The organism is Brevibacillus agri (assembly GCF_004117055.1).
GTDB lineage: Bacteria > Bacillota > Bacilli > Brevibacillales > Brevibacillaceae > Brevibacillus > Brevibacillus agri.
In genome coordinates this window covers 25,994-51,000 of record NZ_CP026363.1, presented here as the reverse complement: position 1 = coordinate 51,000, position 25,007 = coordinate 25,994, and the positions used below count along the sequence as shown (strand labels likewise).

Genomic DNA, 25,007 nt, shown 5'->3' with positions numbered 1-25,007 from the left:
GCTCATCGCGCCATCACGCTCCTTTTTTCCAGACGCGCCTGTTCATATCGCCTGACCGTAGCCTGTTCCCCGGATACGTCGAGCACGGCAATGTTGTGTCCGCGCCGCACCAATCGCTCCAAAGTCGTCTGGGGCAATTCCTCCGGCCGCGCCGTCACGAGGATGATCGCTTCCTTGGCCGGACTTTCCTCCAGACGGCGGAGCAGGCTGGCTAGCGGCGTCGTCACATAATGGTGCATTTGCGCGAGTTGGGTCATGACGTGCAGATGGTGCGTCTTGCCGCTGCCGGCAGGCATGTGAAAATGCTCGCGGCCGCGCTGCTTGACGGTGAGAAGCAGCTCGTAGCCAATCGACTTTTTCCGGCACAGCATGGACAGCGCAGCAAGGCTGGATATAATCCGTTCATTGACGACATCGTTATGCCGCTGCTGCAACGGTTCATAGGACGGCAAAATATGGCCGACGATCCGCCAGTTTGGATGGGCGGTGTGCTCGAACAGCCTTGTCTCGAGCGTGCCCGTCTTGGCAGTCGCTTTCCAATGAATATGCTTGAACCGATCCCCGGGCATATACGGCCGCGCTCCCCGCAAAAAAGTGACATCCTCCTGTTGCCGTTGGCGCGAGAGCCTGCCTCCGTCCGGCTGCGTCTCTTCCAGTGACAGCGGAGGCAGCGGTAGCGGCAACGGGTAGACGAGCAGGGAAAACGATAGCGACAACGGCAAGGAAGTGACTTCCCCGGCGAACAGCGGCAATGTCTCCGATTGAATCTCTGTCAGCCAGACGGTGCCGCGCTTGTGGGGAGTAAGCGTCAAGGTTCGGGCTGCGCTCTGGCGCATGGGCAAGTCGAAGCGCAGTCGCACAATCGTCCGCTGGTTGCTCGTTTTCACTTCGTCCCCGCCGTCGGCCGTGACGTGCTCAGGCAAGGAAAAGCGCAGCCATGTCGAGGGCAACGGCAGCCAGGAGCGATTGTACAGGCGCACGGTAATCGTCACAGGCGTACCAGGCATGACGCGGGTTTGATCGCTTGTCCACTCCAGCTTGATCCATTTGGGGAGCGACTCGGCCCACCACTTTTGGGCGGCAGGCATGAAAAAGAAAAACCCGCCGAGCAGCCAAAGAAACCAACTGCCGGAAAACAGCGCGAAAAGCAGAAGCACAAAGCCGATCACATGAAAAGTTTGCTTCGTATCCATCCGGCTACACGCTTTCCTCGACGGGGGCTGGCACGCTCGACATGATCTGCGCTACCACTTCCTGCTCGGTTACATGCAGCTCCGCTTCCATGGACAGGCGGATGCGATGGACGGCGAGGCTCGGGAAAACAGCCTTCACGTCGTCCGGCAATACATAGGCGCGGCCCGAGACAAAAGCGTAAGCCTGGGCTGCGCGCAAGAGGGCGAGCATGGCGCGCGGACTGATGCCGACATCGACGGAGCGGTGGCTGCGCGTCGATTCCGTCAGGTCGATGACGTAATCTTCTACCGCCTGACTGACATGGACGGCCGTCACTTCTTTTTGCAGGGCGGCGATTTGTTCCACCGAGATCACTGGCTGCACCGTCTCCAGAGGAGAGGTGCTGCGGAATCTGCGGAGTATTTCCTTGGCGTCCTTGCGCGTGCCGTAGCCGAGTGACAGGCGGAACAGGAAGCGGTCCAACTGGGCTTCGGGCAGGGGATAGGTCCCCTCCGATTCAATTGGGTTTTGGGTGGCGATCACCAGCATCGTTGAGGGCAGCGGCAGCGTGACGCCTTCGATGGTGACCTGGCGTTCTTCCATGCATTCGAGCAGACCGGATTGGGTGCGGGGCGTTGCGCGGTTGATTTCATCCGCGAGCAAAACGTCCGCGAAAACAGGTCCTTTGCGCAGTTCAAATTCGCTCGTCCGCTGGTTGAACACGTGCAGTCCGACTACATCGGAAGGCAGCAGATCAGCGGTGAACTGCAGGCGGTTGTACGTCCCGCCGATGGCCTGCGCCAACGTTTTGGCAAGCACGGTCTTGCCCATGCCAGGCAAGTCTTCCAGCAGCACGTGCCCGCGCGCCAACAGAGCGGTCACCAGCAGGCGAACCTGCTCTTCTTTTCCTACGATTACGCGATTTACGGAAGTCAAAAGGCTATCCAGAGCGGGATGAGTCATGGAAATTCTCCTTTAAGTAGATAGGATGGAGAGGCAGTTGCTGGATTTCATTATACATGGAATATCCTATATTTTACAAATTTTTTGTAAAGTAATCCCGCCGACGGCAGCGACGACAATTAACGCGCCGATGGCGACGTAGAGGGGCCGAACGCCGACGCTGTCGCTGAGTGTTCCGCCCAGCCAGATGCCTGCGGGCATGGTCGTGCGGACGATCAGCAGGCGCACGGAGAAGACGCGCCCCATCATGGCGGGCGGGACGTGGAGCTGATAGAGACGGGTGCTGTGCAACTGGAAAAACGGCGCGGCGACACCCGCCAGCACTTCTATCAAAATCGCCAGTTCGATCATATGGGTAAACCCTAGAGTGACGAAGCTCGCCCCGCCTGCGACCAGAGAGCCTAGCATGATGAGCGGCTGTTCCCGTCCATTGCGCAGCCGCGGCACGAGAAACGTCCCAAACAAGTAGCCGAACGGATAGCTGGCCAAAAACAACCCGACGTGAAAGGCTGTTCCGTGCAGCTCTCCCGCCACAAACGGAAGGTTGAGCACGAGCGTGACCCCTACCGCAAACTGCACGAGAGCCGAATACAGGCTCAGATAGAGAAGCAGCGGCTTTTCCCCAAAAATCGCGAGGCCGGCTTTGAACATGGAAAACCACGATTCGGCCACCCGGGCAGGGAGGGCGGGAGCGTTTTTGCACGGGAGAAGAAAAGCTCCACTGAGCGCATAGCCGACGGCGACCAATGCCAGCACCTGATCGCCACCGATGCTGGCGACGAGAACCCCGCCCAGCGGCGGACCTGCGATCATGGCGATGCGCAGCGCGCTGTCCAGATAGGCGTTTGCTTGCAGCAACTGTTCTTTTGGGACGAGAGCAGGAAGCAATGACTGGCTTGCCGGGACGTACAGCGGCTGGACGAGGCCGTTCACGAGCGCGGTCAAGTAGAGCGGCCACAAGGAGCCGGGCGTGGTCGCAATCGCGGCGAAGGAACAGCCGAACGCGATGCTGCGCATCCATTGCGAAAACAGCATGACGCGTTTTTTGTCATAGCGGTCGAGATACGGTCCGGCCACAAGCTGCACGACGAGCGATGGTACAAAGTAGAGCAGCCACATCTGCCCGACGGCTGCCTGCGAGCCGGTCACCTGGTAGATGATCCAGCTATTGGCGAGCGTGCCGAGCGAGGCGCCCAGCTCGGAGGTGAGCTGGCCGAGCAGGATGTAGCGGTAGGAGCGGTCTTTCCAGAGGGCGGATGTGCTCGTGGCTGCTGTCATCATTTGTCCGTGTCGAGAAACTGCCCGAGTAGCAGCGGGAGTTGCGAGAGAGCTTGGCTGCGCAGGCGATAGCGGGTTCCGCTCGTCTCGACCAGCCGGGCGGAGCGCAGCATCGACAAGTGATGATGCACCGTCGATTTGGCCATCTGGAGCGCTTCTGTCAGTTCTTGCAGCGTCAGCTCCTGTTTTGCGAGCATTTTCGCCATGCGGAGCCGCTGCTCGTCTCCGAGCGCCTTGAAGGATTGGACCAGCGTCTGCGGCGGCTGATACGGGTCGATTTGCTCGCGCAAGTTTTCATCGGCAACCGGGTAGTAAAAAATTTTGCAGCCTGCGTCATCGGCCTGCACCGTCCAGGGGCGATAGACCGCCTGCGGAATCAGCAGGACGCGGGTGACAGTCGGCTCAGGCGGATAGCTTGCTCCAGTCGCCCATTCCACCAGCGCTTCCGGGTCGAGCTTTTCTTGCATGCCGCGCTTTTGGGCAATCTCCCGTTCGAGCATGCGGCAGATGCGCTCCTCCTGCGGCTCGATGTGCGCCTGATACCAGCCTTCCATCAGCACGAGCAGGTGCTGGCGCAATTCCTCCGCGTCCACCGAAGTAATATGGGCGATGTACCGTTCGAAAAAGAGATGGCTGCGACAGGCCGCCTGCAACAGTTCGCGATCGGCGCTGCTTCCTTGCGCGGCTTTTCGCCGGGAAGCTTGCTGCGCTTCGCCCAAAAAAGGCAGTGCCTGGTAGCGCAGCTCTTCCTCTGGCAACTGCCTGACGTAGCCAAGAAACGACTTCAGCTCGGCAAAAGGCTGCTGGCGGTACTGGTGAAGCAGATGCAAAAGCGTCTTCCATGTGTTGTGCGCCTTGGCGTAAGCGACCTCGCGCTGGACAGCAGGAGGCAGCGCCTCGATTAGCTCGCGCCAGTGGGCGGGCGGCTGCTCCAGCGTGTGATGAATCTGCTCGTAAGTGGCAACGGCGATGCCCAGCGCTGCTTCAAAAAGCGGCGAAAAGGCGAATTGCACCTCGTAGGTCGTGCGTTCGCTCCCGATGTTCCATACTTTCAAGAGGGGATCATCCTTCCAGTATTTGTAGTACGTCTCATTCTAAATGTTTTGAATTGTAAATTCAATATTTTTCGTATGACTGGTTAGATGGATTTCGAACCAGAATCGTTGAGTGTGGCAGGAAGAGGGGCGAGCGCCTGAAAGCAGCAAGCAGAAGACAGCACCCGAAAAAAGAAAAGCGGCACGCCTCTCCCGCGAGAGTTGCGTGCCACTTTTTACGAGACAAAAGCAAACTTAGTTGACAGTAGAAGGTTGAACGGCGCGTTGCAATGCCTGCTCCAGATCGCCGATGATGTCGTCGATCGCCTCTGTGCCCACCGACAGTCGGATCAGCCCTGGCGTGACCCCGGCAGCCGCCTGTTCTTCCTCATTCATCTGCTGGTGCGTCGTGCTGGCCGGATGGATGACGAGCGACTTGGAATCGCCCACGTTGGCCAGGTGCGAGAACAGCTTCACGGATTCAATCAGTGTTTTGCCTGCCTTCACGCCGCCGCGAATGCCAAAGGTGAGGATGGCGCCAGCGCCTTTTGGCAAATATTTTTGTGCCAGCGCGTAGTTGGCGTCACCTTCCAGGCCAGGGTAGCTGACCCACTCGACCGCTGGATGCGCGGCGAGGAATTGGGCTACGGCCAGGGCGTTCTGGCTGTGGCGTTCCATGCGCAGGTGCAGCGTCTCCAGACCTTGCAGGAACAGGAAGGAGTTGATCGGGGCCACGGCTGCGCCGATGTCGCGCTGCAGTTGGACGCGCGCCTTGATGATGTAGGCGAGCAGTCCGACTGCTTCCGTATAGACGACGCCGTGGTAGCTCGGGTCTGGTGTCGTCAGGCCCGGGAATTTGCCGTTGTTCCAGTCGAACTTGCCGGAATCGACGATGATGCCGCCGATCGCTGTGCCGTGCCCGCCGATGAACTTGGTCGTGGAGTGGACGACGATGTCTGCGCCATGCTCGAATGGACGGCACAGGATCGGCGAAGCGAACGTGTTGTCCACGATCAGCGGCACGCCGTTTTCGTGCGCGATGTCAGCGATTGCCTGCAAGTCCGCCACGTCAATGCGAGGGTTGCCGATCGTCTCGCAAAAGAGCGCCTTTGTTTTCTCATTGATGAACGCCCGGAAGTTTTCCGGATTGGACTGATCGACAAAGTGAACCTTGATGCCAAGACGCGGCAAAGTGTGCGCAAAAAGGTTGTACGTACCGCCGTACAAGCTGCTGGATGCGACAATTTCATCCCCGGCTTGGGCGATGTTCAAAATGGAAAAGGTGATCGCTGCCTGACCAGAGGAAGTTGCCAGAGCACCGACGCCGCCTTCCAGGAGTGCCACGCGCTTTTCAAAGGCGTCCTGGGTCGGATTCATGATGCGGGTGTAAATGTTGCCGAACTCTTTTAAGCCAAACAGGTTGGCGGCGTGCTCCGTGTCGCGGAAGACGTAGGAAGTCGTCTGATAGATCGGAACGGCGCGCGAGCCTGTTACGGGATCTACTTCTTGTCCACCATGTACAGCGAGGGTTTCCGGTTTCCATTGTTGCTGGTCAGACATGCTTATCTCTCCTTTATATATGGGGATTAGGGATAAAAAAACGGAGCATTCCTCTGAGGAGAAGAAGGCTCCGGCTATACACGGGTGTGCACTCATCTCTCAGAATCTATGGATTCTGCAGGAATTAGCACCGCGCAAGGCACGCTTGCTGGTTGCCGGGTTTCACAGGGCCTGTCCCTCCACCGCTCTTGATGAACTGTTGCTTCAGTTGTTGTCATAATTGTATGAAAAACCACACTTCGCTGTCAATAATCAATAATGAGTTATCAGGTTGGATTTGGTGGGATTGAGGCGTTGAGAGATTTGTTCATGCTCACCCGTTCATGCTGTTTCCCATGACGTCCAAAGTACCTGTGTGATACGCCTTGTTGACGTGGTTTGCAGGCTGATGCCCCGCACTCCAAGGGTGCTCTGCGTTTCTTGCACCCGCCTTTTTCCAAACCAAAAAGAGAATGCTGTTTTGTATAGTAGTCTTCATATATAGAATGGTTATTTTTGTAAATGTGTCACCCGCCTGTACCGACCAACCATCTCCCTGTCCAAAAACAAACCCACCCTCACACTGTCACAAATTTGTCCCTATATCTCCGCGCTTTCGCCGCCCGCGTCGTTAGAAAATGGCATGGCCCTATGATATGATGGGAGTGGCAGAAAACGACCAAACGATTGTACATATAGGAGGAACATACGCGATGAGCCATGGCGTGAAGGAAATTACCCCGCAGGAGCTGCTGGAAAAGCTCGCGGCCAACGAAAAGCTTCAGGTGATTGACGTGCGTGAGGTGGAGGAGTGGAACGAAGGCCATATCAAAGAAGCCAAGCTGATTCCGCTCGGCTTTTTGCCGCATCGCATCGACGAGCTGGACAAGGAGATCCCGGTCGTCATGGTGTGCCGCAGCGGTGCGCGCAGCCACAGAGCGACCGAATATTTGTGTGAGCTTGGCTTTGACGCTGCCAATATGGTCGGCGGCATGCTGGCTTGGCCTGGCGAGAAGGAAGTGTAAGCCGTACGGTCCATACGGTCACGACCGCACTGGCAACGCCGAGACGTTTTCCACACAAAAAGAAACATGCGCTTTTACGCGGTATAGCGGCGGACGCATGAGAGAAGCAGGGGAGGAAGAAAATCGTGAGTGAGGGAGCACAGCAACAAGGATCCGCGTTGCAGCGCCATTGGTTTACGGTGCTCGCAGGCGTGATTATCCTCGCGATTGTAGGCGTGTTGGGCTACAAATACATGGCAAAAGAGCCGATTCCCGTGATGAAGCCGATTGCCGATTTTACGTTGGACAACAGTGACGGCACTTCGTTTACGTTTTCGGAAGGCAAAGGCAAGGTGCGGCTGGTCGAGTTCATGTTCACCAACTGCCCTGACATTTGCCCGGCGACGACGTACAACATGTCCAAGCTGCAAGAGCAGCTCAAGGAGAAAAAGCTGTTCGGCGACAAGGTCGAGTTCATTTCCATCACCTTTGACCCGGATTTCGACACGCCAGAAGTGTTGCAGCAGTACGCGGCGAAGTTCAAGGCGGATCAGAGCGGCTGGAAGTTTTTGCGCGGCGATGCCCAGGCGGTGGAAAAGGTGACGAAGGATTTCGGGATTGCCGTATTGAAGCAGCCTGACGGTTCCTTTGCCCATACCGCCCGCATGTTCCTCGTCGATGGCGATGGAAACATGCGCCGCGCCTACGGCATGGCAGCCGACATGGACATGGAGCAGATGCTGAAGGAAATGGAGCAGCTTGCGGACTAATCAGGCTGATTCCTCGTACGTGATCTGCACGACATGCTCGGTTTGATTTTCAAATTCAATATGCACGAGTAACGCCCACCTGCGATTGCCCTCCTGGAGCAAGAGTTTGAACGTCTCCTCTGACGTGGTGGGCGTTTTTGCTGTGCGCCCGACGTGCAGGTAGTCGACGATCTGGGCATGCGGATATTTTTTCATCGTCTCCTGCATCGCCAATCTGCCCCATTTGGCATATGGCGGCTGGGCGCAGGCAGGGGCATACTGGAAGAAGAATAACAGCAGGCTTGCTGCGATGGCGGTCAGGACGCTTCGCGCGAGGCGAACGGATACAGAGGCTTGCATGGCGTAAGACCCCCTTTTTTGTATTGGAAAACAAGCTTGCCCTCTATTTTGAAGCCTTTTTTTCATGTCATTCGTAGAAAATATTTACAATTTGGAAAGCGGGGGATTTCATGTACTACTTGCTCATTCCCTTATTTGGTGTTCCGCTCATCCTGGCGATTTTTGCGCTGCGCTCTCGCCGGAGCGGCTTCTGGAAAAAATGGTGGCCGCCTGTCGTGTCAGCGCTGCTGATTTACGGAGGCTGCCTCGCTGCCAACGTGTATTGGCAAGTACAGTACGGCATTCCGGTGCTTCCGACCAAAGCCGATCTGGAGCTGTTTCTTTATTTTTGCCTGTTCCTCGTCTTCGTGTTTTTTATTATGTACCTCGTCTTTTTCTTTGTGATGCGCAAACCGTTCTGGAAAATGAATCTGTTGTTTCTCGCCACGTCGTCTGGTCTGTTTCTCCTGTTTGCCGGGGCTTTTTTAGGCATGGGGCCGTTTATGTCGAAGGTGGAGTACGTCTCGGTTGTGCAGAGTGTAAAAAACAAGTGGCAGGCCGTGCCCGTGCAGGCGTCGAGCAATAAGCCGATTGACGTCACGCTCGTCTACAGCAAAAGGGACTGTCTGAAAAGGTGTGCTGGCCAACCTTACGACAGCCTGATTTTGGTCCGGAACCAGTCGGGGCAGCCGCTGGGCATTGAGCTTTTGGTTCGCCTGCAAAACGAAAGTGGGGCCGTCATCGAAGACAAACAGGCGTTGCCGCTCAAGCTCGCTGCGGGGGAAATCGTGCCGGTATGGACAGAAGATACAAACATGGAAGAAAACTTTTGGGAGCGGGTCAGTACGGTCACGGATGAGAGAGTAGCGGCGATTGCGTATCAGTTTTCTATTATTGACCGAAGATGAATGTGTCGAATTGTCAAGACTGGATGAAACGAACGCCTCGCGTTGTGTTACAATAAGAATGGCATGCTTGGTTCGGGTTCCCAAAATCATGCACGATGATGTTAGGAGGAAAGAGTTTGAGCGACGTTAAGATTTTCGCGATGGGCGGCCTCGGCGAGATCGGAAAAAATATGTATTGCGTCGAGTATGAGGACGAAATTATCATCATTGACTGCGGGGTGAAGTTCCCCGAGAATGAAATGTTCGGTATTGATCTGGTCATCCCCGATATTTCCTATTTGGTGGACAACCAGCACAAGATTAAAGCACTTTTGTTAACGCACGGACATGAGGATCACATCGGAGCGATTCCTTATATTTTCAAGCAAATTAACGTGCCGATCTACGGTGGTCGTCTGACCCTGGGCTTGGTCAAGGCGAAGCTGGAAGAGCATCGCATGCAAAATGACGTGAAGATGATTCCGATCTCAGAAGATACGGAAATCCCCTTCAACCGCCTGAAAGCGTCCTTTTTCCGCACGAATCACAGCATTCCGGATTCGTTCGGGGTTGTGATTCATACGCCGGAAGGGATGGTCATTCATACAGGTGACTTCAAATTCGATATGACGCCAGTCGGACAGACGACCGAGTACGGCAAGATTGCGAAAATCGGGGCGAGCGGCGACGTTTTGGCGCTGCTCTCTGACAGTACGAACAGCGAGCGCTACGGCTTCACCATGTCGGAGCGCACTGTTGGCGAAGGGATTCTCGACGTGGTGCGCAAAGCGCGCGGGCGGATCATCCTGGCGACATTCGCGTCCAACGTGCATCGCCTGCAGCAAGTAGTAGACGCTGCCGAGCAGTGCAATCGCAAAGTAGCGGTGATTGGCCGCAGCATGGAAAAAGTGTTCCTGATCGGACAAGAACTGGGCTACATCCAGATGCCGGAGGGCATGCTGATTGATATCAAGCACATTGACAACTACGCCGACAATCAGGTGCTGATTATTTGCACCGGAAGCCAAGGCGAGCCGATGGCGGCATTGACCCGAATCGCTTCCGGATCGCACCGGACCGTGTCGATCTACCCGGAGGATACCGTCATTATCTCGGCTTCCCCGATTCCAGGCAACACGATCAATGTCAGCAGGACGATTGACAAGCTGTACCGCGCGGGCGCGAACGTCGTGCTCAGCCACGTGTTTGACATTCACGCGTCCGGTCACGGCAGCAGCGAGGAGTTGAAGCTCATGCTCAACTTCATTCGTCCCAAGTACTTTATCCCGATTCACGGGGAGTACCGGATGTTGAAGACGCACGCGAAGCTGGCGCAGCAGGTAGGAATTGAGGAGAGCAACATTTTCCTCATGGACAACGGCGAGGTGCTGAACTGCAACCGCGAAAAGGCATGGCTCAGCAAGGTTCACGCCGGCATCGTCCTGATCGACGGCAGCGGCATCGGCGACGTGGGCAACATCGTCCTGCGCGACCGCAAGCATTTGGCAGAGGATGGCCTGATGGTCGTGGTCGTCAGCCTCGATATGAAAAACTTCAAGATTCTCACCGGACCTGACATTGTCAGCCGCGGCTTTGTGTACGTGCGCGGTTCGGAATCGCTCATCCAGGAAGCGACGCTGTTGGTTCGCCAGCGCCTCCAGGAAGCGTTGGACAAGAAGATCAAGGAATGGTCGGAGTTGAAGTCCCAGATCAACGAAGTCATCAAGCCGTTTATTTACGAAAAGACGGGCCGCAATCCGATGATTCTCACCATTTTGATGGAAGTGTAGGACTGGAGCACTTCTTCGTTCTCCCGGGGACGCGATCGGGTTATAATAATACGTAAATGGATACGTGATACAAAGGAGAGGTTGCCCCATGATGTCTTATGAAGCATATATGAGCCAAGTAATTCAACCGATGCGCGACGAACTGACGCGCAACGGATTTGTAGAGCTGCGCACAGCAGAAGAGGTTGAGCAGACGCTGCCAAACGCAAAAGGTCTGACGCTGGTAGTCGTAAACTCGGTTTGCGGCTGCGCGGCAGGGCTGGCTCGTCCGGCAGTGGTTCATTCCTTGAACCATTCCACCAAGCCAGACAACATTTACACTGTATTTGCAGGACAAGACAAGGAAGCGACAGCGAAAGCCCGCGAGTACTTTGAAGGCTACGCGCCATCTTCCCCGTCTTTTGCGATCATGAAGGACGGCAAAATCATGACGATGATCGAGCGTCATCAGATTGAGAACAACGACCTGCAAACGATCTCCAACCTGTTGACTACCGCTTACGACACGTACAAATAAGCTAGCATGGCCATGACAAGACGCTCGCGAACGGGCGTCTTGTTTCACATCCCGATGAACCTGAAAGGAGCTGCCCGCAGCATGCAGACCCGATCGTTTGGACGAGATCCGCATCAAGTCTCTTTGCTCGGCTTCGGCGCCCAGCGAATTGTGGACGAGCACGATTGCACCGAGGAGCAGGCAATCGCCATCATTCGGCGCGCCGTAGAAGCAGGAGTCAATTACTTTGATACAGCCCCTACATACAGCGCTGGACAGTCGGAGACACGGGTAGGACTGGGGCTTGCAGGCTTGCGCGACCGCGTGTGGATCGCGACGAAGACGGGAGGACGCACGCGCGACCTGGCCCTGAAAGATTTGGAGGGCAGCTTGAAGCGGCTGCAGACCGATTACGTCGACGAGTGGCGGATGCACAACATCATGCAGCCGCACGATCTGGAGGCGATTTTTGCAAAAGGAGGCGCGCTGGAAGCGATGCTGGAAGCGCGAGAGCAAGGCTTGATCCGCAAAATCAGCATCAGCGGGCACACAGACCCGCGCCTGCTGGCAGAAGCGATTCGCCGCTTTCCTTTTGACAGCGCCCTCGTCGCTTTGTCTGCTCTCGATCATTTCATCTACAGCTTTGCGCACGATTTCGTTCCGCAAGCGGTGGAAAAAGGCGTCGCGGTCATCGGCATGAAAGTGATGGGGCTGGGCAAGCTGGCTCCGTGGACAGAGCAAGCGCTGCGCTATACGTGGAGTCTCCCCGTTTCGACGGCGATCCTCGGCGTGAGCAGAATGGACGAGCTGGAAGCGGACTTGGCCGCGGCCAACGCCTTCGTGCCGATGACGGACATCGAACGCGTGGAGCTGTTTCAACAGATCATGCCGCTGGTGCGCCCGGACGTGCTGCGCTGGAAGGCGCGCGAATGGATGGCTGGCGAATGGTATCAGTTGCCGGAGCTGTCTTTTTGACAAAAGCGAAAGTCTCTTCTGATTTTCTGGAAGGGGCTTTCTTTTTGTTTTTTAGAGCATGGCTGGAAACAAGCTGGTGGTCATAACCGGAGCTACGCGAGGATTGGGCAGGTCGATGGCAGAGCGATTTCACGAAGCAGGCTGGAGCGTGGCAGGCTGTGGCCGTTCGGCCGTGGCGCTCGATCCGGGCGGCAGTATTGACACCTCCATGCTGCGTTCCTGCTCGCCGCAGGAAGTGGCAATGACCCCGGCCAGCGAGGTGCCGATGGCCATTCCCAGGTTGTTCGCGACATATACGATGTTGAACAGCTCTCGGCGCTGCTCTTTCCAGCGAAAGCCGATGAACGCCTGAATCGCCGGGAACGACAGGTTGAAGGTAAAGCCAAGCCCGGTCATCAGCGCGATGTAAACAGGCCAGCTATTCGTGAGCGGAATCGACAACTGGATGAGTCCTTGAACCAGCAAGGCCCCGACGATCAGCCGTTTGGCGCCCAGGCAGTGAAAAAGCGTCCCGCCGACGAACTGCCTCACAATTCCTGCCAGCGATTAAACCATCAGCACAAAGCCTGCCTCGGTCATGGAGCGTTGCAAAATCGTATGTACGTACAAAGTGGTAAGCGGCCACATGAAAGCGCTGCCGGAAGAGTTGATGAAGCTCGCAACCAGGAAGAACAGGGCTTCTCGCGGATACCGCTGCAAAAAGGAAGTGGGAGAAATCACGGCCGGTCACCCCTTTGGGATTGTGTTGCTTGTAGTATAACGAATATTTTAAACATTGCAAACATAAAAATATAAAAAGTGAAAAGCACCCAAATAAAGGCTGCTCCACATCCTATAGATTCGAGTATACTAAACAAGTGGTGAGATGAGTTCATGTGATACAGAGAATAAAAGGTGGAGTAGTTCTTTATGCGAATGTGGAAACGGGTGTTGCTCCTGATGTTTGTCGCGATTGCCGCGACAGCAGGTTATTACGGATACTCTTTTTATCAGTTTGCTCACAATATTCAAGAGCCGAATGTCATTCGGCCAGCCCCGCCGGATGGCGGTGCCGCGACGAAAGCGGCGGAGATTCCGGAATGGGATGGCGAAGAGCGGGTGAACATCCTGTTGATGGGTGTGGACCGCAGGGGAATGAAAAATAACGGACTCCCCCGTTCGGACTCGATGATGCTCGTCAGTATCGACCCGGCCTCCAAGCGCTACGACGTATTTTCCATTTTGCGCGACACGTACGTAGACATTCCGGGGAACGGCAGCTCGCGCATCAACTCGGCGATCGTGGAGGGCGGACCGGAACTGGCGATGAAGACCGTCAGCCAGTTTACAGGGCTTCCGGTGGACCGCTACGTCATCACCGACTTTGAAGGCTTCAAGGCTTTGATTGACTCTGTCGGTGGTGTCGAGATTGATGTGGAAAAAAATATGTACTATCACGACCCGACCGATAAAGGCATCTACGACATCAATTTGAAAAAGGGACTGCAGCAACTGGATGGCAACAAGGCTCTGCAATACGTTCGTTTTCGCCATGACGCCACATCGGACTACACGCGCACAGAGCGTCAGCGCAAGCTGCTGACGGCTGTGGTGAGCCAGATGAAGAGCGGCACGACCTTGATTCAATTGCCGTCCATCCTGAAAGAAGTGACGCCGTATATCCAGACGAATATCAGTTCCATGGATATGCTGAGGCTGTCTGCGCTTGGGCTGAAATTAAACACCGCGGAGCCAGGCAACTACCAATTGCCGCCAATGGGGATGTTCCGCGAATCCCATCGGGCAGGCGCGGTGCTCATTCCGGATGTCGACCAGATCCAGTCTTTTATCAAGGAAAAGCTGGAACCGCCAGCAGAAGAAGCGGTTTCGCAAACGAATAGCACGACCGATAGCAACGAAAACAGCACGCCAAATTGAGCGTGCTGTTTTTTTGTGTTTTCGGGCAGACTAACCATGATTTGCTATGTATGGGGGTGAGGGGAATGGACCAGGAGATTGCGCGTAAATGGTTTTCCCATACAGGGGACTTGCGAACGGAACATATCGACGAGCCGGACGGCCGCATGCGGCTGTATTTTTTGACCAGCATGGCGGATGCCAAGTCGTTTACAGCGAGCTCATCCCGAAGCTGAGAGAAATTTGTCTGGCTGAGGCAAGCATAGGGGAAGTGGAGCGGCAGCTCGGGGGAGCCGGGAGCAATCGGGTCTATCACACCCAGGAGGCGATTCAGCGCCTGCTCGAAGGCTATCGCCCAAGGAAGCGTTTCTCATCAAGCTCGTGCACGGGAAATTCCGGATTGGCAGCTACGACACGTCCGTCCCGGCGCAAATTTTCGGGAAGACCGACAAGAACCGCGGCAATCCCAAGGATATGGTGCACCTTGCTTTTGACACGATTTCCAGCAACGCCCGAATCAAGCTGGAGCAAGTATCGCCGCCGGTGTTCGATATTCGCATACGCTTGAAGGCGAGAATCCTTGAGAAAGCGACGTTTCATTTTCACGTCAATGCCACCATCATTCGCAACGGAGTAATGGATTAAAAAAGTTTTTCCTGTGATTGCTATTGACGGGATATTTTCAAAAAGGATATAATCCGGTTTGTATCATGAAAATATGAAAAACGAACATAATATACGTGGAAATCTTTCTTATCAAGAGAGGCGGAGGGACAGGCCCGATGAAGCCCGGCAACCGGTTCATTTTTTGAAATGGACGTCGCGGTGCCAATTCCTACAAGATTGGTTGGATCTTGATAGATGAGAAGGGTGGATGCGAACGTATACATGCGTTGCAGCCCCTTTTTCGTTTATGAAAAAGGGGTTTTTACGTTTTTCACAAGGATTTTGCTGGGAGGTGGATGCGTTGATTCAATTGAAAAATTTGCATAAAAGCTATCAAGTGCAGGGCAAGACGATTCCGGCGTTGCTCGGGATTGATCTTTCTATAGATAAAGGGGAAATTTACGGGATTATCGGCCATTCCGGGGCGGGGAAAAGTACCTTGATCCGCTGCATCAACCTGCTGGAGCGCCCTACGTCGGGACAAGTCATCGTCGATGGGGTCGACCTGACCAAGCTCGACGATGTCAAGCTGCAGGAAAAGCGCCGCGAGATCGGGATGATTTTCCAGCACTTCAACCTGCTGTCCTCGTCCACCGTCGGGGAAAATGTCGCGTTTCCGCTCAAGCTGGCCAAGCGTCCGAAGGCGGAGATTCAGAAAAAAGTGGACGATCTGCTCAAGCTGGTAGGGCTGGAAGCGCACCGGGACAAATACCCGTCCCAGTTGTCCGGCGGCCAGAAGCAGCGCGTCGGCATCGCGCGGGCGCTGGCAAACGATCCGAAAGTGCTGCTGTGTGACGAAGCGACCTCGGCGCTCGATCCGCAGACGACCAACTCGATTTTGGCGCTGCTTTTGGACATCAACCGCAAGCTGGGATTGACCATCGTGCTGATTACGCACGAGATGCACGTCATCCGCTCCATTTGCGACCGCGTAGGCGTGATCGACGGCGGAAAAATCGTCGAGTCGGGCGAGGTGCTGGACGTGTTTCTCAAGCCGCAGCATCCGACTACGCAGGAATTTGTCGAGCAGGTGGCAGATTCCACCGAGCTGCGCGAAGCTGTCGCGCACGAAAAAGCAGCGGGGAACCGCACGATTGCGCGCGTCACCTTCCTGGGAGAAAAGACGTACCAGCCGATTTTGTTCCAGACGATGCAGGAGACAGGCACAGTATTCAGCATTTTGCAGGGAACGATTTCCCGCATGAAGGATACGCCGTACGGCCAACTGGTCGTCGAACTGGAAGGCGATGTCCGTCAAAACGAAAAAACCATCGAGACGTTGCGTCAGCGTGGTTTGGAAGTAGAGGTGATATAGATGGACTGGACAATGGAAAATGTGGATTGGTCGGAGATCGCTGAGGGTACACTAGACACACTGACGATGCTGGGTTTCTCCACGTTGTTTACGATCCTGATCGGCTTGCCGCTGGGAATCATTTTATTCCTTACTTCACGTGGACAGTTGCTGCAAAACAAGGCGTTTTACTCGGTTGCTTCATTCATCGTCAACGTATTGCGTTCCGTGCCGTTCATCATTCTGATGATCTTGCTGATTCCGGTCACGAAACTGATCGTCGGCACTTCGCTCGGCGTACTCGGAGCGATTCCGCCGCTCGTGATCGGGGCCGCCCCGTTTTTTGCGCGGCTGGTGGAAACCTCTCTGCGCGAGGTAGATCGCGGAGTCATTGAGGCCGCCCAGTCGATGGGGGCGTCCAATTGGCAAATCATCTGGAACGTCCTGCTGCCAGAGTCTCGTCCGGGACTGGTGGCCGGAATTACGATTACGACCGTTGCGCTCGTGTCCTACACGGCCATGTCCGGGGTAATCGGCGGCGGCGGTCTGGGCGACTTGGCTATCCGTTACGGTTATCAGCGCTTCCAGACCGATGTCATGATTGTCACTGTCGTCATTTTGCTCGTGTTGGTGCAGATCTTACAGTCGCTGGGTGATCGCCTGGTATTGCGTTTCAGCCGCAAGTAAGGTCTTTCCCATAGAAGTTTGCAAGTACAAAGATCAAAAAAAGTAGGGGGAAATCATTTATGAAAAAGCTAGTCGTATCTGTACTTTCTACCGTATTGGCATTTTCTTTGGCAGCGTGCGGAGGCAAAACGGAGACTGCTCCAGCTCCAGCCGAAGGCGGCGCACAAGGCGGACAACAAGAAGTGACATTGAAAGTAGGCGCTTCTCCGGTTCCACACGCAGCAATCCTGAAGCACATCGCACCAAAACTGAAAGAACAAGGCGTAAACCTGGAAGTACAAGAGTTCACCGACTACGTACAACCAAACGTACAGCTCAACGAAAAACAACTCGACGCAAACTTCTTCCAGCACAAGCCTTACCTGGAAGACTTCAATAAAGGACAAAACATGGATCTGCAACCTGTAGTTGCGGTTCACATCGAGCCATTTGGCGCTTACAGCAAAAAAGTGAAATCGGTTGACGAACTGGCGGAAGGCGCAACTATCGCGCTGCCAAACGACCCGACCAATAGCGGCCGCGCCCTCGCTCTCCTGGAGAAAAACGGCGTCATCAAGCTCAAAGAAGGCGCTGGCATCAGCGGAACTGTGAAAGACATTGTGGAAAACAAGAAAAACCTGAAGTTCAAAGAGGTTGAAGCAGCGATGCTGCCGCGCGTTCTGGAAGAAGTGGACCTGGCGCTGATTAACACCAACTACGCGCTCGAAGCGAAGCTCGTGCCAACCAAAGACGCTCTGTTCATCGAAGACAAGGAATCTCCATATGCGAACTTCCTGGTAGCTCGTCCTGACAACAAAGACTCCGAAGCCATCCAAAAGCTGGCGAAGGAATTGAACTCCCCTGAAGTGAAAAAATTCATTGAAGACGAATACAAAGGTTCCATCATCCCGGCATTCTAAGGAAAAGTAATTGATGGATCAACAAATAAACCCAATTGGCCCTTTAAGGCTGTTGGGTTTATTTCTGTTTACAAAAGAATAAATATTCATAAAATTTAATTAAATATCACCGAACCCCATTTTCAAGAAATCTGTCGTCGAGTATATTGTGGTGGCGATAGAAAAAATTTGATAAGGGGGAAAATTCTGATGAAGGGAACATTCAAAATGTTTGTCGGCCTGACATTGGTGGTCGGAAGTCTTTTGGCAGGCTGTGGAGGCAGTCCGACTTCGACTGCACCTGCTGCTGCTCCTGCGGGTGAGGCTTCGTCTGGCGCGCCTGCCAGCACAAAGCCGCAAGTGTTTCGGGCCAATCTGACCAGCGAGCCATCGACGGCAGACCCTGGGCTCGCCAAGGACACTACCTCAGGGGCGATCGTCCGTGCCACTTTTGACGGCTTGACCAGGCTGGACAAAGACGCGAAGCCGATGAACTCGGTTGCGTCTGATGTGAAAATATCCGACGACAAACGGGTGTACACGTTCACGATTCGCGACTCCAAGTGGAGCAACGGCGATCCGGTGACGGCGCACGACTTTGAATTTGCCTGGAAACGCGTCCTCGATCCAAAGCTGGGAGCCGAGTATGCGTATCAGCTCTACTACATCAAAAATGCGGAAAAAGTACACACAGGCAAGGCGCAAGCAGACGAGCTGGGGGTAAAAGCTCTGGATGACAAGACGCTGGAAGTAACATTGGAAAACCCGACACCGTTCTTCCTGGAACTGACGGCATTTTACACGTATTATCCTGTAGACAAAAAGGTCGTAGAGGCCAATCCGAACTGGGCGAATGAAGCAGCAACACACGTGAGCAACGGGCCATTCAAGATGACGGGCTGGGAGCACAAGAGCAAGATCGTTTTGGAGAAGAACGAAAACTATTGGGACAAAGACGCTGTCAAGCTGGACCGGATCGAGTTTGCCATGATTGAGGATGATAACACAGCGCTGTCCATGTTTGAAAACGGCGAGCTGGACTGGGCGGGTCAACCGCTTGGCGGCCTGCCAACCGATGCGATTCCGTCCCTGAAAGAAGCAGGCAAACTCGTCGTTCATCCAAAGGCGACGATGTATTGGTACAAAATCAATACCACCAAAGGAGTGCTGCAAAACGTAAAAATTCGCAAAGCACTCGCTTATGCGGTTGATCGCCAAAGCATCGTGGACAACATCACACAGGTCGGCCAGGTGCCTACGATGGGGATGCTGCCGCAATCCATGATTATCAAGCCGGAGGGCTACTTCCGCGACAACGACGTGGAGACAGCGAAAAAGCTGCTGGCGGAAGGCATGCAGGAGTTGGGGCTGAGTCAGTTTCCGACCATCACCATGTCGTACAACCCGACAGACCGCCACAAAAAAATCGCCGAAGCCATGCAGGACCAGTGGAAGCGCAACCTTGGCATCGACGTGAAGCTGGCGATCAAGGAATTTAAGGTGCATTTGCAAGATTTGCATGAACTGAATTACGAGATTGGCCGTTTGGGCTGGAATGCCGATTTTAACGATCCGATCAACTACCTGGAGATGTTCCGCGATGCGAAGACGGGAAACAACGACACAGGCTGGGAGAACGCGCGCTACAAGGAGCTGCTGCAACAGTCGGCCATGGAGAGTGATCCGGAGAAGCGCAAGCAGCTTTTTGCGGAAGCCGAGCAAATTTTCATGGATGCCATGCCTGTAATCCCACTGTTTACGGACGTGGATGTCTGGGTGCAGAGTGATAAGGTAAAAGGCGTGCAAGTGGACGGACTGGGCTTTATTGATCTGAAGTGGGCGGAAATGGTCGAGTAACAGGCAAAAACCCCAGAGGCGAAGTGCCGAGGCAGCTCGCTGCTGGGGTTTTCCTTCCTTTTTGCCCGGAATTAATAGCCAAAATCCAACGTTTTTCCGGTTTCTGCATATGTTTTGATGTTGGAGAGAATCATCGGCCAATGGTTGCTCGCGTTGGCGAAGGAAGGGTGATCTTCGATCCACTGGTCGTTAATCAGCGTCAGCCGCGTGCATCCGCCAACAGGCTCCAATTGGAAAGTTACGCGCGATTGAAGCTCGGCGTGGTTGGCGTGGTACGAAGGGCCGGGATGTTCCAGGAAGCTGAAGGTTTGCTGCGGCTCAAACGCCAAAACCTTGCCGTACACATGGACAGTTTCGTCGCCATCATTTCCGGGACCGACATAAGCGAGATCGTCCCCTACCTGAAAAGTAGAGCGGATGACAGAGCCAAAAAACGTATGCTTGACTCCTTCTTCCGAGGTAAGAACGTGCCAGACGTGCTCCGGGGTGGCCCCGATGTAAAAATCGAAACGCAGTTCCATAGCAGTGCCTCCTGTTTCCATTCATTTTCAAATTGTAATCGTTTGCTGTTGCTACTACTCTTAGTATAGGCAGATAATGGAGGGGCGTATTGTAAAAATGCGACAGGAGGCGGCGCTATGGAAAAAAAGCAGGACATGCTGCCAAAAGGTGTGCTGCATGCCATGCTTGGCGGAAAAAAGTTTTCGCTGCAAAGGTATGAACCAGGCGGCGACGTCGGTTACTTCGTCCAGCATTACTGGGTGGTCAGGTGGGATTTGCGCGGGCAAGCTCCTTACTCCCAAACCGTTTTGGCCCACCCCAATGTGAATCTGGTGTTTGAAGAGGGCGCCACAGGCATATTCGGTGTCGCTTTGTCCACGTCCTCGCATTTGCTGGCTGGCCAAGGCCATGTGTTCGGAGTGAAGTTCAAACCAGGCGGCTTTTATCCATTTTGGCAAAAGCCGGTTTCGCAGTTGTACGGCACGGTTACTACGTTGGAAGAAGTGTTTCAGGTGGAGACAGCCCCGCTGGAAGCCGAGATGCTTGCCATGCCGGAAGACGCCCAGATGGTTCGCCGCATCGAAGCGTTTTTGGGCGAGCGTCTGCCGGAGCGCGATCCGAATGTAAAGAGAGTAAGCGAGCTGGTCGGCTTGATTCAGGCAGATCGGACGGTGCTGAAGGTAGAGGATGCGAGCCGACTGTCCGGAATGAGCATCCGGACGATGCAGCGCTTGTTTGACCGCTATGTTGGCGTCAGTCCGAAATCGGTAATCCAGCGCTACCGACTGCACGAAGCGGCGCAGATGATCGACCAGGGAGCCGTCAGCGACTGGCTGGACTTGTCCATCGCGCTCGGCTACTACGACCACTCGCATTTTATCCGCGACTTCCGGGCGATTGTCGGTGTATCGCCGCAAGAATACCGGCAGACCCAAACTTTATAATTGTAAACAAAGTCCCCTGTGACGTCGCTTTTTCGCGATGGGAGGGGGCTTTTTGTTTTGCCTCGGTGAGCGGCGATACTCCTAAGATTTGCATAGTTTTTCTTGTGCGAGGCATACTTCATGTAATGAAGAATGTGAATTTATTTCCCTTAATATAATTTGATCTTTGAATAAAACATAATTAAACTTGCTTAAAATGTCTTCAATATTACTAAAAATGCAGTATATTTGTTGAAGTAGCTTTCCATGGAGTGTTACACATACAAAGGGGGTCAACACTAATGAAAAAAAGCGTATTTGCAGCGATGAGTTCCATCCTGGTTCTGAGTGCGGCGCTGGCTGGCTGTGGCGGCGGCGAGAAAGCAGGAGAGCAAGGAAATTCTGCTGGAAGTGAACAAACTAGCGGTCCAAAAGTTCTGCGCATGAACATGAAGAGTGAGCCGCCGACGGCTGACCCTGGCTTGGCTGAAGATTCCACATCCGGTGCTGTTTTGCGTGCGACTTTTGATGGTTTGACTCGTATCGGTGAAGATGGCAAACCGCATGAATCCGTAGCGGAAAAAATCGACGTTTCTGAAGATGGACTTACTTATACATTCCACCTGCGCGACAGCAAATGGAGCAACGGTGACCCGGTAACAGCGAAAGACTTTGAATACGCGTGGAAGCGAGCGCTCGATCCGAAGCTCGGCTCCACTTATGCTTACCAATTGTACTACCTGAAAAACGCTGAGGAGTACAACACCGGAAAAGCGAAAGCAGAAGATGTGGGCGTGAAAGCAACCGATGACAAAACATTGGTTGTTACGTTGAAAAACCCGACTCCGTTCTTCCTGGAGCTGACTGCTTTCTACACCTACTACCCGGTGAACCAAAAAGTGGTCGAATCCACACAAAACTGGGCGGGTGACGCCAAAACGCACGTAGGTAACGGTCCGTTCAAGATCGAGACTTGGGAGCATAAGAGCAAGCTCATTCTCGCGAAAAACGAAAACTACTGGGATAAAGATGCTGTAAAACTGGACAAGATCGACTTCTCCATGGTAGAGGATGAAAACACCGAGCTGTCCATGTTTGACAACGGCGACCTCGATTGGGCAGGTGCTCCTACAAGCGCACTCCCAACAGATGCAATCCCGGCACTGAAAGAGTCCGGCAAAATGCAAACCCGTGCGATTGCGGGTACGTACCTGTACAAATTCAACACGGAGAAACCGCCGTTCAACAACGCGAAAATCCGTAAAGCGTTCGCTTATGCGATTGACCGCAAAACGATCATCGACAACGTAACGCAAGCGAACCAGGAGCCGGCAATGGGTCTGGTACCTCCAACAATGGCTGTGGCAACTAGCCCGTACTTCAAGGACGGCGACGTGGAAACAGCGAAAAAACTGCTGGAGGAAGGGATGAAGGAAGAAGGCATCACCAAGCTGCCAACTCTGACTCTTTCCTATAATACGTCCGAAGGTCACAAGAAAATCGCGGAAGCTATCCAAGACCAATGGAAAAAAGCGCTCGGCGTAGAAGTGAAGCTGGAAAACAAAGAGTGGAAAGTATTCCTGGACGACCTGCACCAAGGCAAGTTCCAGATCGCTCGCTCTAGCTGGACTGGCGACTACAACGATCCGTACACCTTCCTGGATCTGTTCAAACTGAAAAAAGGCAGCAACAACGATACCAACTGGGAAAATCCCAAGTATCAAGAGCTGCTGAACCAATCCGCGGTGGAAAAAGACCCGGAAAAACGCAAACAAATCCTGGCGCAAGCGGAAGCGCTGCTCATGGACGAAATGCCAGCCGCGCCAATTTACTACTACACGCATTCCTATGTGAAGAGCGACAAAGTACAAGGCGTTGTGCTCGACGGTCTCGGCTTCGTAGACTGGAAATGGGCAGACATTAAATAAGAAAGCCAAGCGAACGATAAGAAGAAGGGCGAATAGCCCTTCTTTTTTTGGCGAAAAATAAAGCGCAAAGGATGGGAGATTCTTCATCTATCAACAAAATGGGGAGGAGAGCTGTTCGCAACTATAAATATTTTTAAAATTCAAACGAGGCGTGGGACAAGCCTCTCACTGACGCTGTCTCATGGTAATCTTGTGTGCAGCAAAGAAAAAGGTGGGGAGGTCCATGGAGAAAACCGCGATAAATCAACATTTTCAAGCTGTCTATACTAACGGGAATCATTTTCCATCGAGTTTTATCAATAAATTATTTTTTATAAATCATTAATCATCTTTATAAATAAATAAAAATTTATTAAATCATTCTAAAACATATTTAAAAATAATATAAAAGCATGTATATTGAAAAAAGATTTAGAAAAGGGGGATTACTTGTATGAAAAAGAATGTTTTCGTAGCAATGAGTTCTATCCTCGTTCTTGGTGCGGCACTCGCAGGATGCGGCGGCGGCAACCAAGCAGCGCCAGCAGATAACAACGCAGCAGGCAATAAAACAGAAACCACTGCACCAGCAGCGGGACCAAAAGTACTGAAATTGAACCTGCACTCCGAGCCGCCAACAGCAGACCCAGGTATCGCGGAAGACACTACTTCCAGCACAATCATCACTGCTACCTTCGAAGGTCTGACTCGCGTAGGCAAAGACAACAAAGTGCATGAAGCAGCAGCAGAAAGCTATACCGTATCTGAAGACGGTAAAAAATATACATTCAAAATTCGCGATGCAAAATGGAGCAACGGCGATCCTGTAACAGCGAAAGACTTCGAATTCGCCTGGAAACGCGCGCTCGATCCGAAAACAGCTTCCAACTACGCTTACCAACTGTACTATGTGAAGGGTGCGGAAGCATTCAACAAAGGTACTGGTAAAGTAGAAGACGTTGGCGTAAAAGCGCTCGACGACAAAACACTGGAAGTGGAACTGACAAACCCAACTCCGTTCTTCCTGGAGCTGGTAGCGTTCAAAACATACTTCCCGGTTCACCAAAAAACAGTTGAAGCCAACGACAAATGGGCTACTGACGCGAAAACAATCGTGGGTAACGGTCCATTCAAAATGGAAACATGGGAACACAAGAGCAAACTGGTTGTCGTGAAAAACGAGAACTACTGGGATAAAGACAACGTAAAACTGGACAAAATCGAGTTCTCCATGGTAGAGGATGAGAACACTGAGCTGTCCATGTTTGAAAACGGCGAGCTGGATTGGGCAGGTGCTCCAACTTCCGCATTGCCAACTGACGCGATTCCTGCTCTGAAAGAGTCTGGAAAAATGACAACCCAACCAATCGCGGGTACTTACTTCTACCGCTTCAACACAGAAAAAGCGCCATTCAACAACGCGAAAATCCGTAAAGCGTTTGCTTACGCGATCGACCGTCAAAGCCTGATCGACAACATCCTCCAGGCAGGTCAGTTGCCAGCAACCGGTTATGTACCACCGAGCATGGCTCTGAACAAAGATGGCTACTTCAAGGACAAAGACCTCGAAACAGCGAAAAAATTGCTGGAAGAAGGTATGAAAGAAGCTGGCATCAGCAAGCTGCCAACTCTGACTCTGTCCTACAACACTTCCGAAGGTCACAAAAAGATCGCAGAAGCAATCCAAGACCAATGGAAGAAAAACCTCGGTGTAGACGTGAAGCTGGAAAACAAAGAGTGGAAAGTATACCTGGATGACGTACACCAAGGTAAATACCAAGTAGCTCGCGCTGGTTGGCTGGGTGACTTCAACGATCCGATCAACTTCCTGGAAATGTTCAAGGAAAAAGACGGCGGAAACAACGATACTCGTTGGGAAAATCCGAAGTACAAAGAGCTGCTGAACCAATCCGCTCTGGAAACAGATCCGGAAAAACGGAAAGCGATCCTGGCTGAAGCTGAGCAAATCCTGATGGATGAAATGCCAGTCATGCCAATCTACTTCTACACGCAATCTTGGGTGAAAAACGACAAGGTTGACGGCGTAATCATCGACGGTCTGGGTGCTGTTGACTACAAATACGCTGACATCAAACAATAATAGAAGCAAAGCAACCGATTTAAGGAAGAGGGGCGTTTTTGACGCTTCTCTTCTTTTTTGTTTGAAAAGC

Annotated in this window: 25 protein-coding genes, 1 pseudogene and 2 riboswitches; of the genes and pseudogenes, 17 read left to right on the top strand and 9 right to left on the bottom strand. The window is 53.4% G+C overall.

What is annotated here, in order from left to right:
* Positions 1-2: 2 nt before the first annotated feature.
* The 5 genes from BA6348_RS00260 to BA6348_RS00240 form a co-directional block, all read right to left on the bottom strand.
* Positions 3-1,193, bottom strand: a complete 1,191-nt coding sequence (locus tag BA6348_RS00260; protein ID WP_005835549.1) for a DUF58 domain-containing protein — start codon at positions 1,191-1,193, stop codon at positions 3-5.
* A gap of 4 nt (positions 1,194-1,197) precedes the next feature.
* Entirely contained in the window at positions 1,198-2,136 is a 939-nt protein-coding gene (locus BA6348_RS00255; RefSeq protein ID WP_026558278.1) for an AAA family ATPase, read from the bottom strand.
* A 66-nt stretch (positions 2,137-2,202) separates the two neighbouring features.
* Entirely contained in the window at positions 2,203-3,417 is a 1,215-nt protein-coding gene (locus BA6348_RS00250) for an MFS transporter (protein ID WP_122953218.1), read from the bottom strand.
* Positions 3,414-4,469, bottom strand: a complete 1,056-nt coding sequence (locus tag BA6348_RS00245) for an ArsR/SmtB family transcription factor (protein WP_026558276.1) — start codon at positions 4,467-4,469, stop codon at positions 3,414-3,416. The genes BA6348_RS00250 and BA6348_RS00245 overlap by 4 nt, the downstream gene beginning before the upstream one ends.
* A gap of 234 nt (positions 4,470-4,703) precedes the next feature.
* Complete coding sequence (locus BA6348_RS00240) at positions 4,704-6,008, bottom strand: homocysteine synthase (protein WP_122953219.1); 1,305 nt, start codon at positions 6,006-6,008, stop codon at positions 4,704-4,706.
* 89 nt (positions 6,009-6,097) lie between these two features.
* Positions 6,098-6,206, bottom strand: a riboswitch (SAM riboswitch).
* A 494-nt stretch (positions 6,207-6,700) separates the two neighbouring features.
* On the opposite strand from BA6348_RS00240, the gene BA6348_RS00235 reads away from it, so the two are divergent.
* Both BA6348_RS00235 and BA6348_RS00230 read left to right on the top strand, forming a co-directional pair.
* The gene (locus tag BA6348_RS00235; protein WP_005835542.1) at positions 6,701-7,012 is read left to right on the top strand and encodes a rhodanese-like domain-containing protein; all 312 of its coding nucleotides are present in this window, start codon (positions 6,701-6,703) and stop codon (positions 7,010-7,012) included.
* 125 nt (positions 7,013-7,137) lie between these two features.
* On the top strand, positions 7,138-7,761 hold the full coding sequence (locus BA6348_RS00230; protein ID WP_005835541.1) for an SCO family protein: 624 nt from the start codon (positions 7,138-7,140) through the stop codon (positions 7,759-7,761).
* Here BA6348_RS00230 and BA6348_RS00225 read toward each other — a convergent pair whose 3' ends face one another.
* Positions 7,762-8,100 carry a YqzG/YhdC family protein gene (locus BA6348_RS00225; RefSeq protein ID WP_005835540.1) on the bottom strand — a complete coding sequence of 113 codons (339 nt, stop codon included), beginning with the start codon at positions 8,098-8,100 and terminating at the stop codon, positions 7,762-7,764.
* Positions 8,101-8,210: 110 nt separating this feature from the next.
* Between BA6348_RS00225 and BA6348_RS00220 the strand changes: the two genes are divergently transcribed.
* From BA6348_RS00220 to BA6348_RS27905, 5 genes and pseudogenes are all read left to right on the top strand, one after another.
* The gene (locus BA6348_RS00220; RefSeq protein WP_122953220.1) at positions 8,211-8,987 is read left to right on the top strand and encodes a hypothetical protein; all 777 of its coding nucleotides are present in this window, start codon (positions 8,211-8,213) and stop codon (positions 8,985-8,987) included.
* A 98-nt stretch (positions 8,988-9,085) separates the two neighbouring features.
* Positions 9,086-10,756 (top strand): ribonuclease J1, encoded by a 1,671-nt coding sequence (gene rnjA / locus BA6348_RS00215; RefSeq protein ID WP_035316672.1) that lies wholly within the window; start codon positions 9,086-9,088, stop codon positions 10,754-10,756.
* A gap of 88 nt (positions 10,757-10,844) precedes the next feature.
* Positions 10,845-11,273: a BrxA/BrxB family bacilliredoxin gene (locus tag BA6348_RS00210; RefSeq protein ID WP_005835537.1), complete on the top strand. Its 429-nt coding sequence runs from the start codon at positions 10,845-10,847 to the stop codon at positions 11,271-11,273.
* An 81-nt stretch (positions 11,274-11,354) separates the two neighbouring features.
* Positions 11,355-12,227 (top strand): aldo/keto reductase, encoded by an 873-nt coding sequence (locus BA6348_RS00205; protein ID WP_007776867.1) that lies wholly within the window; start codon positions 11,355-11,357, stop codon positions 12,225-12,227.
* Positions 12,228-12,285: 58 nt separating this feature from the next.
* A pseudogene (locus BA6348_RS27905) lies at positions 12,286-12,354 on the top strand (hypothetical protein); the annotation flags it as partial.
* 2 nt (positions 12,355-12,356) lie between these two features.
* Here the strand turns inward: BA6348_RS27905 and BA6348_RS27065 are convergent.
* Together BA6348_RS27065 and BA6348_RS27060 are read right to left on the bottom strand one after the other, a co-directional pair.
* On the bottom strand, positions 12,357-12,758 hold the full coding sequence (locus BA6348_RS27065) for an MFS transporter (protein WP_242507430.1): 402 nt from the start codon (positions 12,756-12,758) through the stop codon (positions 12,357-12,359).
* Positions 12,759-12,773: 15 nt separating this feature from the next.
* On the bottom strand, positions 12,774-12,947 hold the full coding sequence (locus BA6348_RS27060; protein ID WP_157179489.1) for a hypothetical protein: 174 nt from the start codon (positions 12,945-12,947) through the stop codon (positions 12,774-12,776).
* A gap of 189 nt (positions 12,948-13,136) precedes the next feature.
* Here BA6348_RS27060 and BA6348_RS00190 point away from each other — a divergent pair, with 189 nt between their 5' ends.
* The 7 genes from BA6348_RS00190 to BA6348_RS00165 all read left to right on the top strand — a co-directional run bounded on the left by BA6348_RS00190 (position 13,137) and on the right by BA6348_RS00165 (position 19,505).
* A complete protein-coding gene (locus tag BA6348_RS00190; RefSeq protein WP_005835535.1) occupies positions 13,137-14,144 on the top strand; it encodes an LCP family protein in 1,008 nt (335 codons plus the stop codon).
* Positions 14,145-14,209: 65 nt separating this feature from the next.
* The gene (locus BA6348_RS26460) at positions 14,210-14,359 is read left to right on the top strand and encodes a hypothetical protein (RefSeq protein ID WP_005835534.1); all 150 of its coding nucleotides are present in this window, start codon (positions 14,210-14,212) and stop codon (positions 14,357-14,359) included.
* Between the two features lie 145 nt (positions 14,360-14,504).
* On the top strand, positions 14,505-14,768 hold the full coding sequence (locus BA6348_RS00185; protein ID WP_025845724.1) for a hypothetical protein: 264 nt from the start codon (positions 14,505-14,507) through the stop codon (positions 14,766-14,768).
* Between the two features lie 105 nt (positions 14,769-14,873).
* Positions 14,874-14,991, top strand: a riboswitch (SAM riboswitch).
* A 99-nt stretch (positions 14,992-15,090) separates the two neighbouring features.
* Positions 15,091-16,104, top strand: coding sequence for a methionine ABC transporter ATP-binding protein (locus BA6348_RS00180; RefSeq protein WP_005835532.1), 1,014 nt, complete (start codon positions 15,091-15,093; stop codon positions 16,102-16,104).
* On the top strand, positions 16,105-16,770 hold the full coding sequence (locus BA6348_RS00175) for a methionine ABC transporter permease (RefSeq protein WP_005835531.1): 666 nt from the start codon (positions 16,105-16,107) through the stop codon (positions 16,768-16,770).
* 59 nt (positions 16,771-16,829) lie between these two features.
* Positions 16,830-17,669 (top strand): MetQ/NlpA family ABC transporter substrate-binding protein, encoded by an 840-nt coding sequence (locus tag BA6348_RS00170; RefSeq protein WP_005835530.1) that lies wholly within the window; start codon positions 16,830-16,832, stop codon positions 17,667-17,669.
* A 189-nt stretch (positions 17,670-17,858) separates the two neighbouring features.
* Positions 17,859-19,505, top strand: a complete 1,647-nt coding sequence (locus tag BA6348_RS00165) for a peptide ABC transporter substrate-binding protein (RefSeq protein WP_122953221.1) — start codon at positions 17,859-17,861, stop codon at positions 19,503-19,505.
* Positions 19,506-19,576: 71 nt separating this feature from the next.
* Here BA6348_RS00165 and BA6348_RS00160 read toward each other — a convergent pair whose 3' ends face one another.
* Positions 19,577-20,026, bottom strand: a complete 450-nt coding sequence (locus tag BA6348_RS00160) for an SRPBCC family protein (RefSeq protein WP_122953222.1) — start codon at positions 20,024-20,026, stop codon at positions 19,577-19,579.
* A 117-nt stretch (positions 20,027-20,143) separates the two neighbouring features.
* On the opposite strand from BA6348_RS00160, the gene BA6348_RS00155 reads away from it, so the two are divergent.
* The 3 genes from BA6348_RS00155 to BA6348_RS00145 all read left to right on the top strand — a co-directional run bounded on the left by BA6348_RS00155 (position 20,144) and on the right by BA6348_RS00145 (position 24,937).
* Positions 20,144-20,950 (top strand): helix-turn-helix domain-containing protein, encoded by an 807-nt coding sequence (locus BA6348_RS00155; RefSeq protein WP_122953223.1) that lies wholly within the window; start codon positions 20,144-20,146, stop codon positions 20,948-20,950.
* A gap of 281 nt (positions 20,951-21,231) precedes the next feature.
* A complete protein-coding gene (locus BA6348_RS00150) occupies positions 21,232-22,857 on the top strand; it encodes a peptide ABC transporter substrate-binding protein (RefSeq protein ID WP_007776885.1) in 1,626 nt (541 codons plus the stop codon).
* Positions 22,858-23,290: 433 nt separating this feature from the next.
* A complete protein-coding gene (locus BA6348_RS00145; protein ID WP_005835494.1) occupies positions 23,291-24,937 on the top strand; it encodes a peptide ABC transporter substrate-binding protein in 1,647 nt (548 codons plus the stop codon).
* Positions 24,938-25,007: the final 70 nt, after the last annotated feature.

Excerpts from the sequence above, each read along its gene's own strand:
- BA6348_RS00175 (WP_005835531.1), top strand. The coding sequence starts at position 16,105 with ATGGACTGGACAATGGAAAATGTGGATTGGTCGGAGATCGCTGAGGGT.
- BA6348_RS00240 (WP_122953219.1), bottom strand. The coding sequence starts at position 6,008 with ATGTCTGACCAGCAACAATGGAAACCGGAAACCCTCGCTGTACATGGT.
- BA6348_RS00250 (WP_122953218.1), bottom strand. The coding sequence starts at position 3,417 with ATGATGACAGCAGCCACGAGCACATCCGCCCTCTGGAAAGACCGCTCC.
- BA6348_RS00190 (WP_005835535.1), top strand. The coding sequence starts at position 13,137 with ATGCGAATGTGGAAACGGGTGTTGCTCCTGATGTTTGTCGCGATTGCC.
- BA6348_RS00235 (WP_005835542.1), top strand. The coding sequence starts at position 6,701 with ATGAGCCATGGCGTGAAGGAAATTACCCCGCAGGAGCTGCTGGAAAAG.
- BA6348_RS00150 (WP_007776885.1), top strand. The coding sequence starts at position 21,232 with ATGAAAAAAAGCGTATTTGCAGCGATGAGTTCCATCCTGGTTCTGAGT.
- BA6348_RS00220 (WP_122953220.1), top strand. The coding sequence starts at position 8,211 with ATGTACTACTTGCTCATTCCCTTATTTGGTGTTCCGCTCATCCTGGCG.
- BA6348_RS00225 (WP_005835540.1), bottom strand. The coding sequence starts at position 8,100 with ATGCAAGCCTCTGTATCCGTTCGCCTCGCGCGAAGCGTCCTGACCGCC.
- BA6348_RS26460 (WP_005835534.1), top strand. The coding sequence starts at position 14,210 with ATGGACCAGGAGATTGCGCGTAAATGGTTTTCCCATACAGGGGACTTG.
- rnjA (WP_035316672.1), top strand. The coding sequence starts at position 9,086 with ATGTTAGGAGGAAAGAGTTTGAGCGACGTTAAGATTTTCGCGATGGGC.
- BA6348_RS00155 (WP_122953223.1), top strand. The coding sequence starts at position 20,144 with ATGGAAAAAAAGCAGGACATGCTGCCAAAAGGTGTGCTGCATGCCATG.
- BA6348_RS00165 (WP_122953221.1), top strand. The coding sequence starts at position 17,859 with ATGAAGGGAACATTCAAAATGTTTGTCGGCCTGACATTGGTGGTCGGA.
- BA6348_RS00210 (WP_005835537.1), top strand. The coding sequence starts at position 10,845 with ATGATGTCTTATGAAGCATATATGAGCCAAGTAATTCAACCGATGCGC.
- BA6348_RS00145 (WP_005835494.1), top strand. The coding sequence starts at position 23,291 with ATGAAAAAGAATGTTTTCGTAGCAATGAGTTCTATCCTCGTTCTTGGT.
- BA6348_RS00255 (WP_026558278.1), bottom strand. The coding sequence starts at position 2,136 with ATGACTCATCCCGCTCTGGATAGCCTTTTGACTTCCGTAAATCGCGTA.
- BA6348_RS00205 (WP_007776867.1), top strand. The coding sequence starts at position 11,355 with ATGCAGACCCGATCGTTTGGACGAGATCCGCATCAAGTCTCTTTGCTC.
- BA6348_RS00260 (WP_005835549.1), bottom strand. The coding sequence starts at position 1,193 with ATGGATACGAAGCAAACTTTTCATGTGATCGGCTTTGTGCTTCTGCTT.
- BA6348_RS00160 (WP_122953222.1), bottom strand. The coding sequence starts at position 20,026 with ATGGAACTGCGTTTCGATTTTTACATCGGGGCCACCCCGGAGCACGTC.
- BA6348_RS00170 (WP_005835530.1), top strand. The coding sequence starts at position 16,830 with ATGAAAAAGCTAGTCGTATCTGTACTTTCTACCGTATTGGCATTTTCT.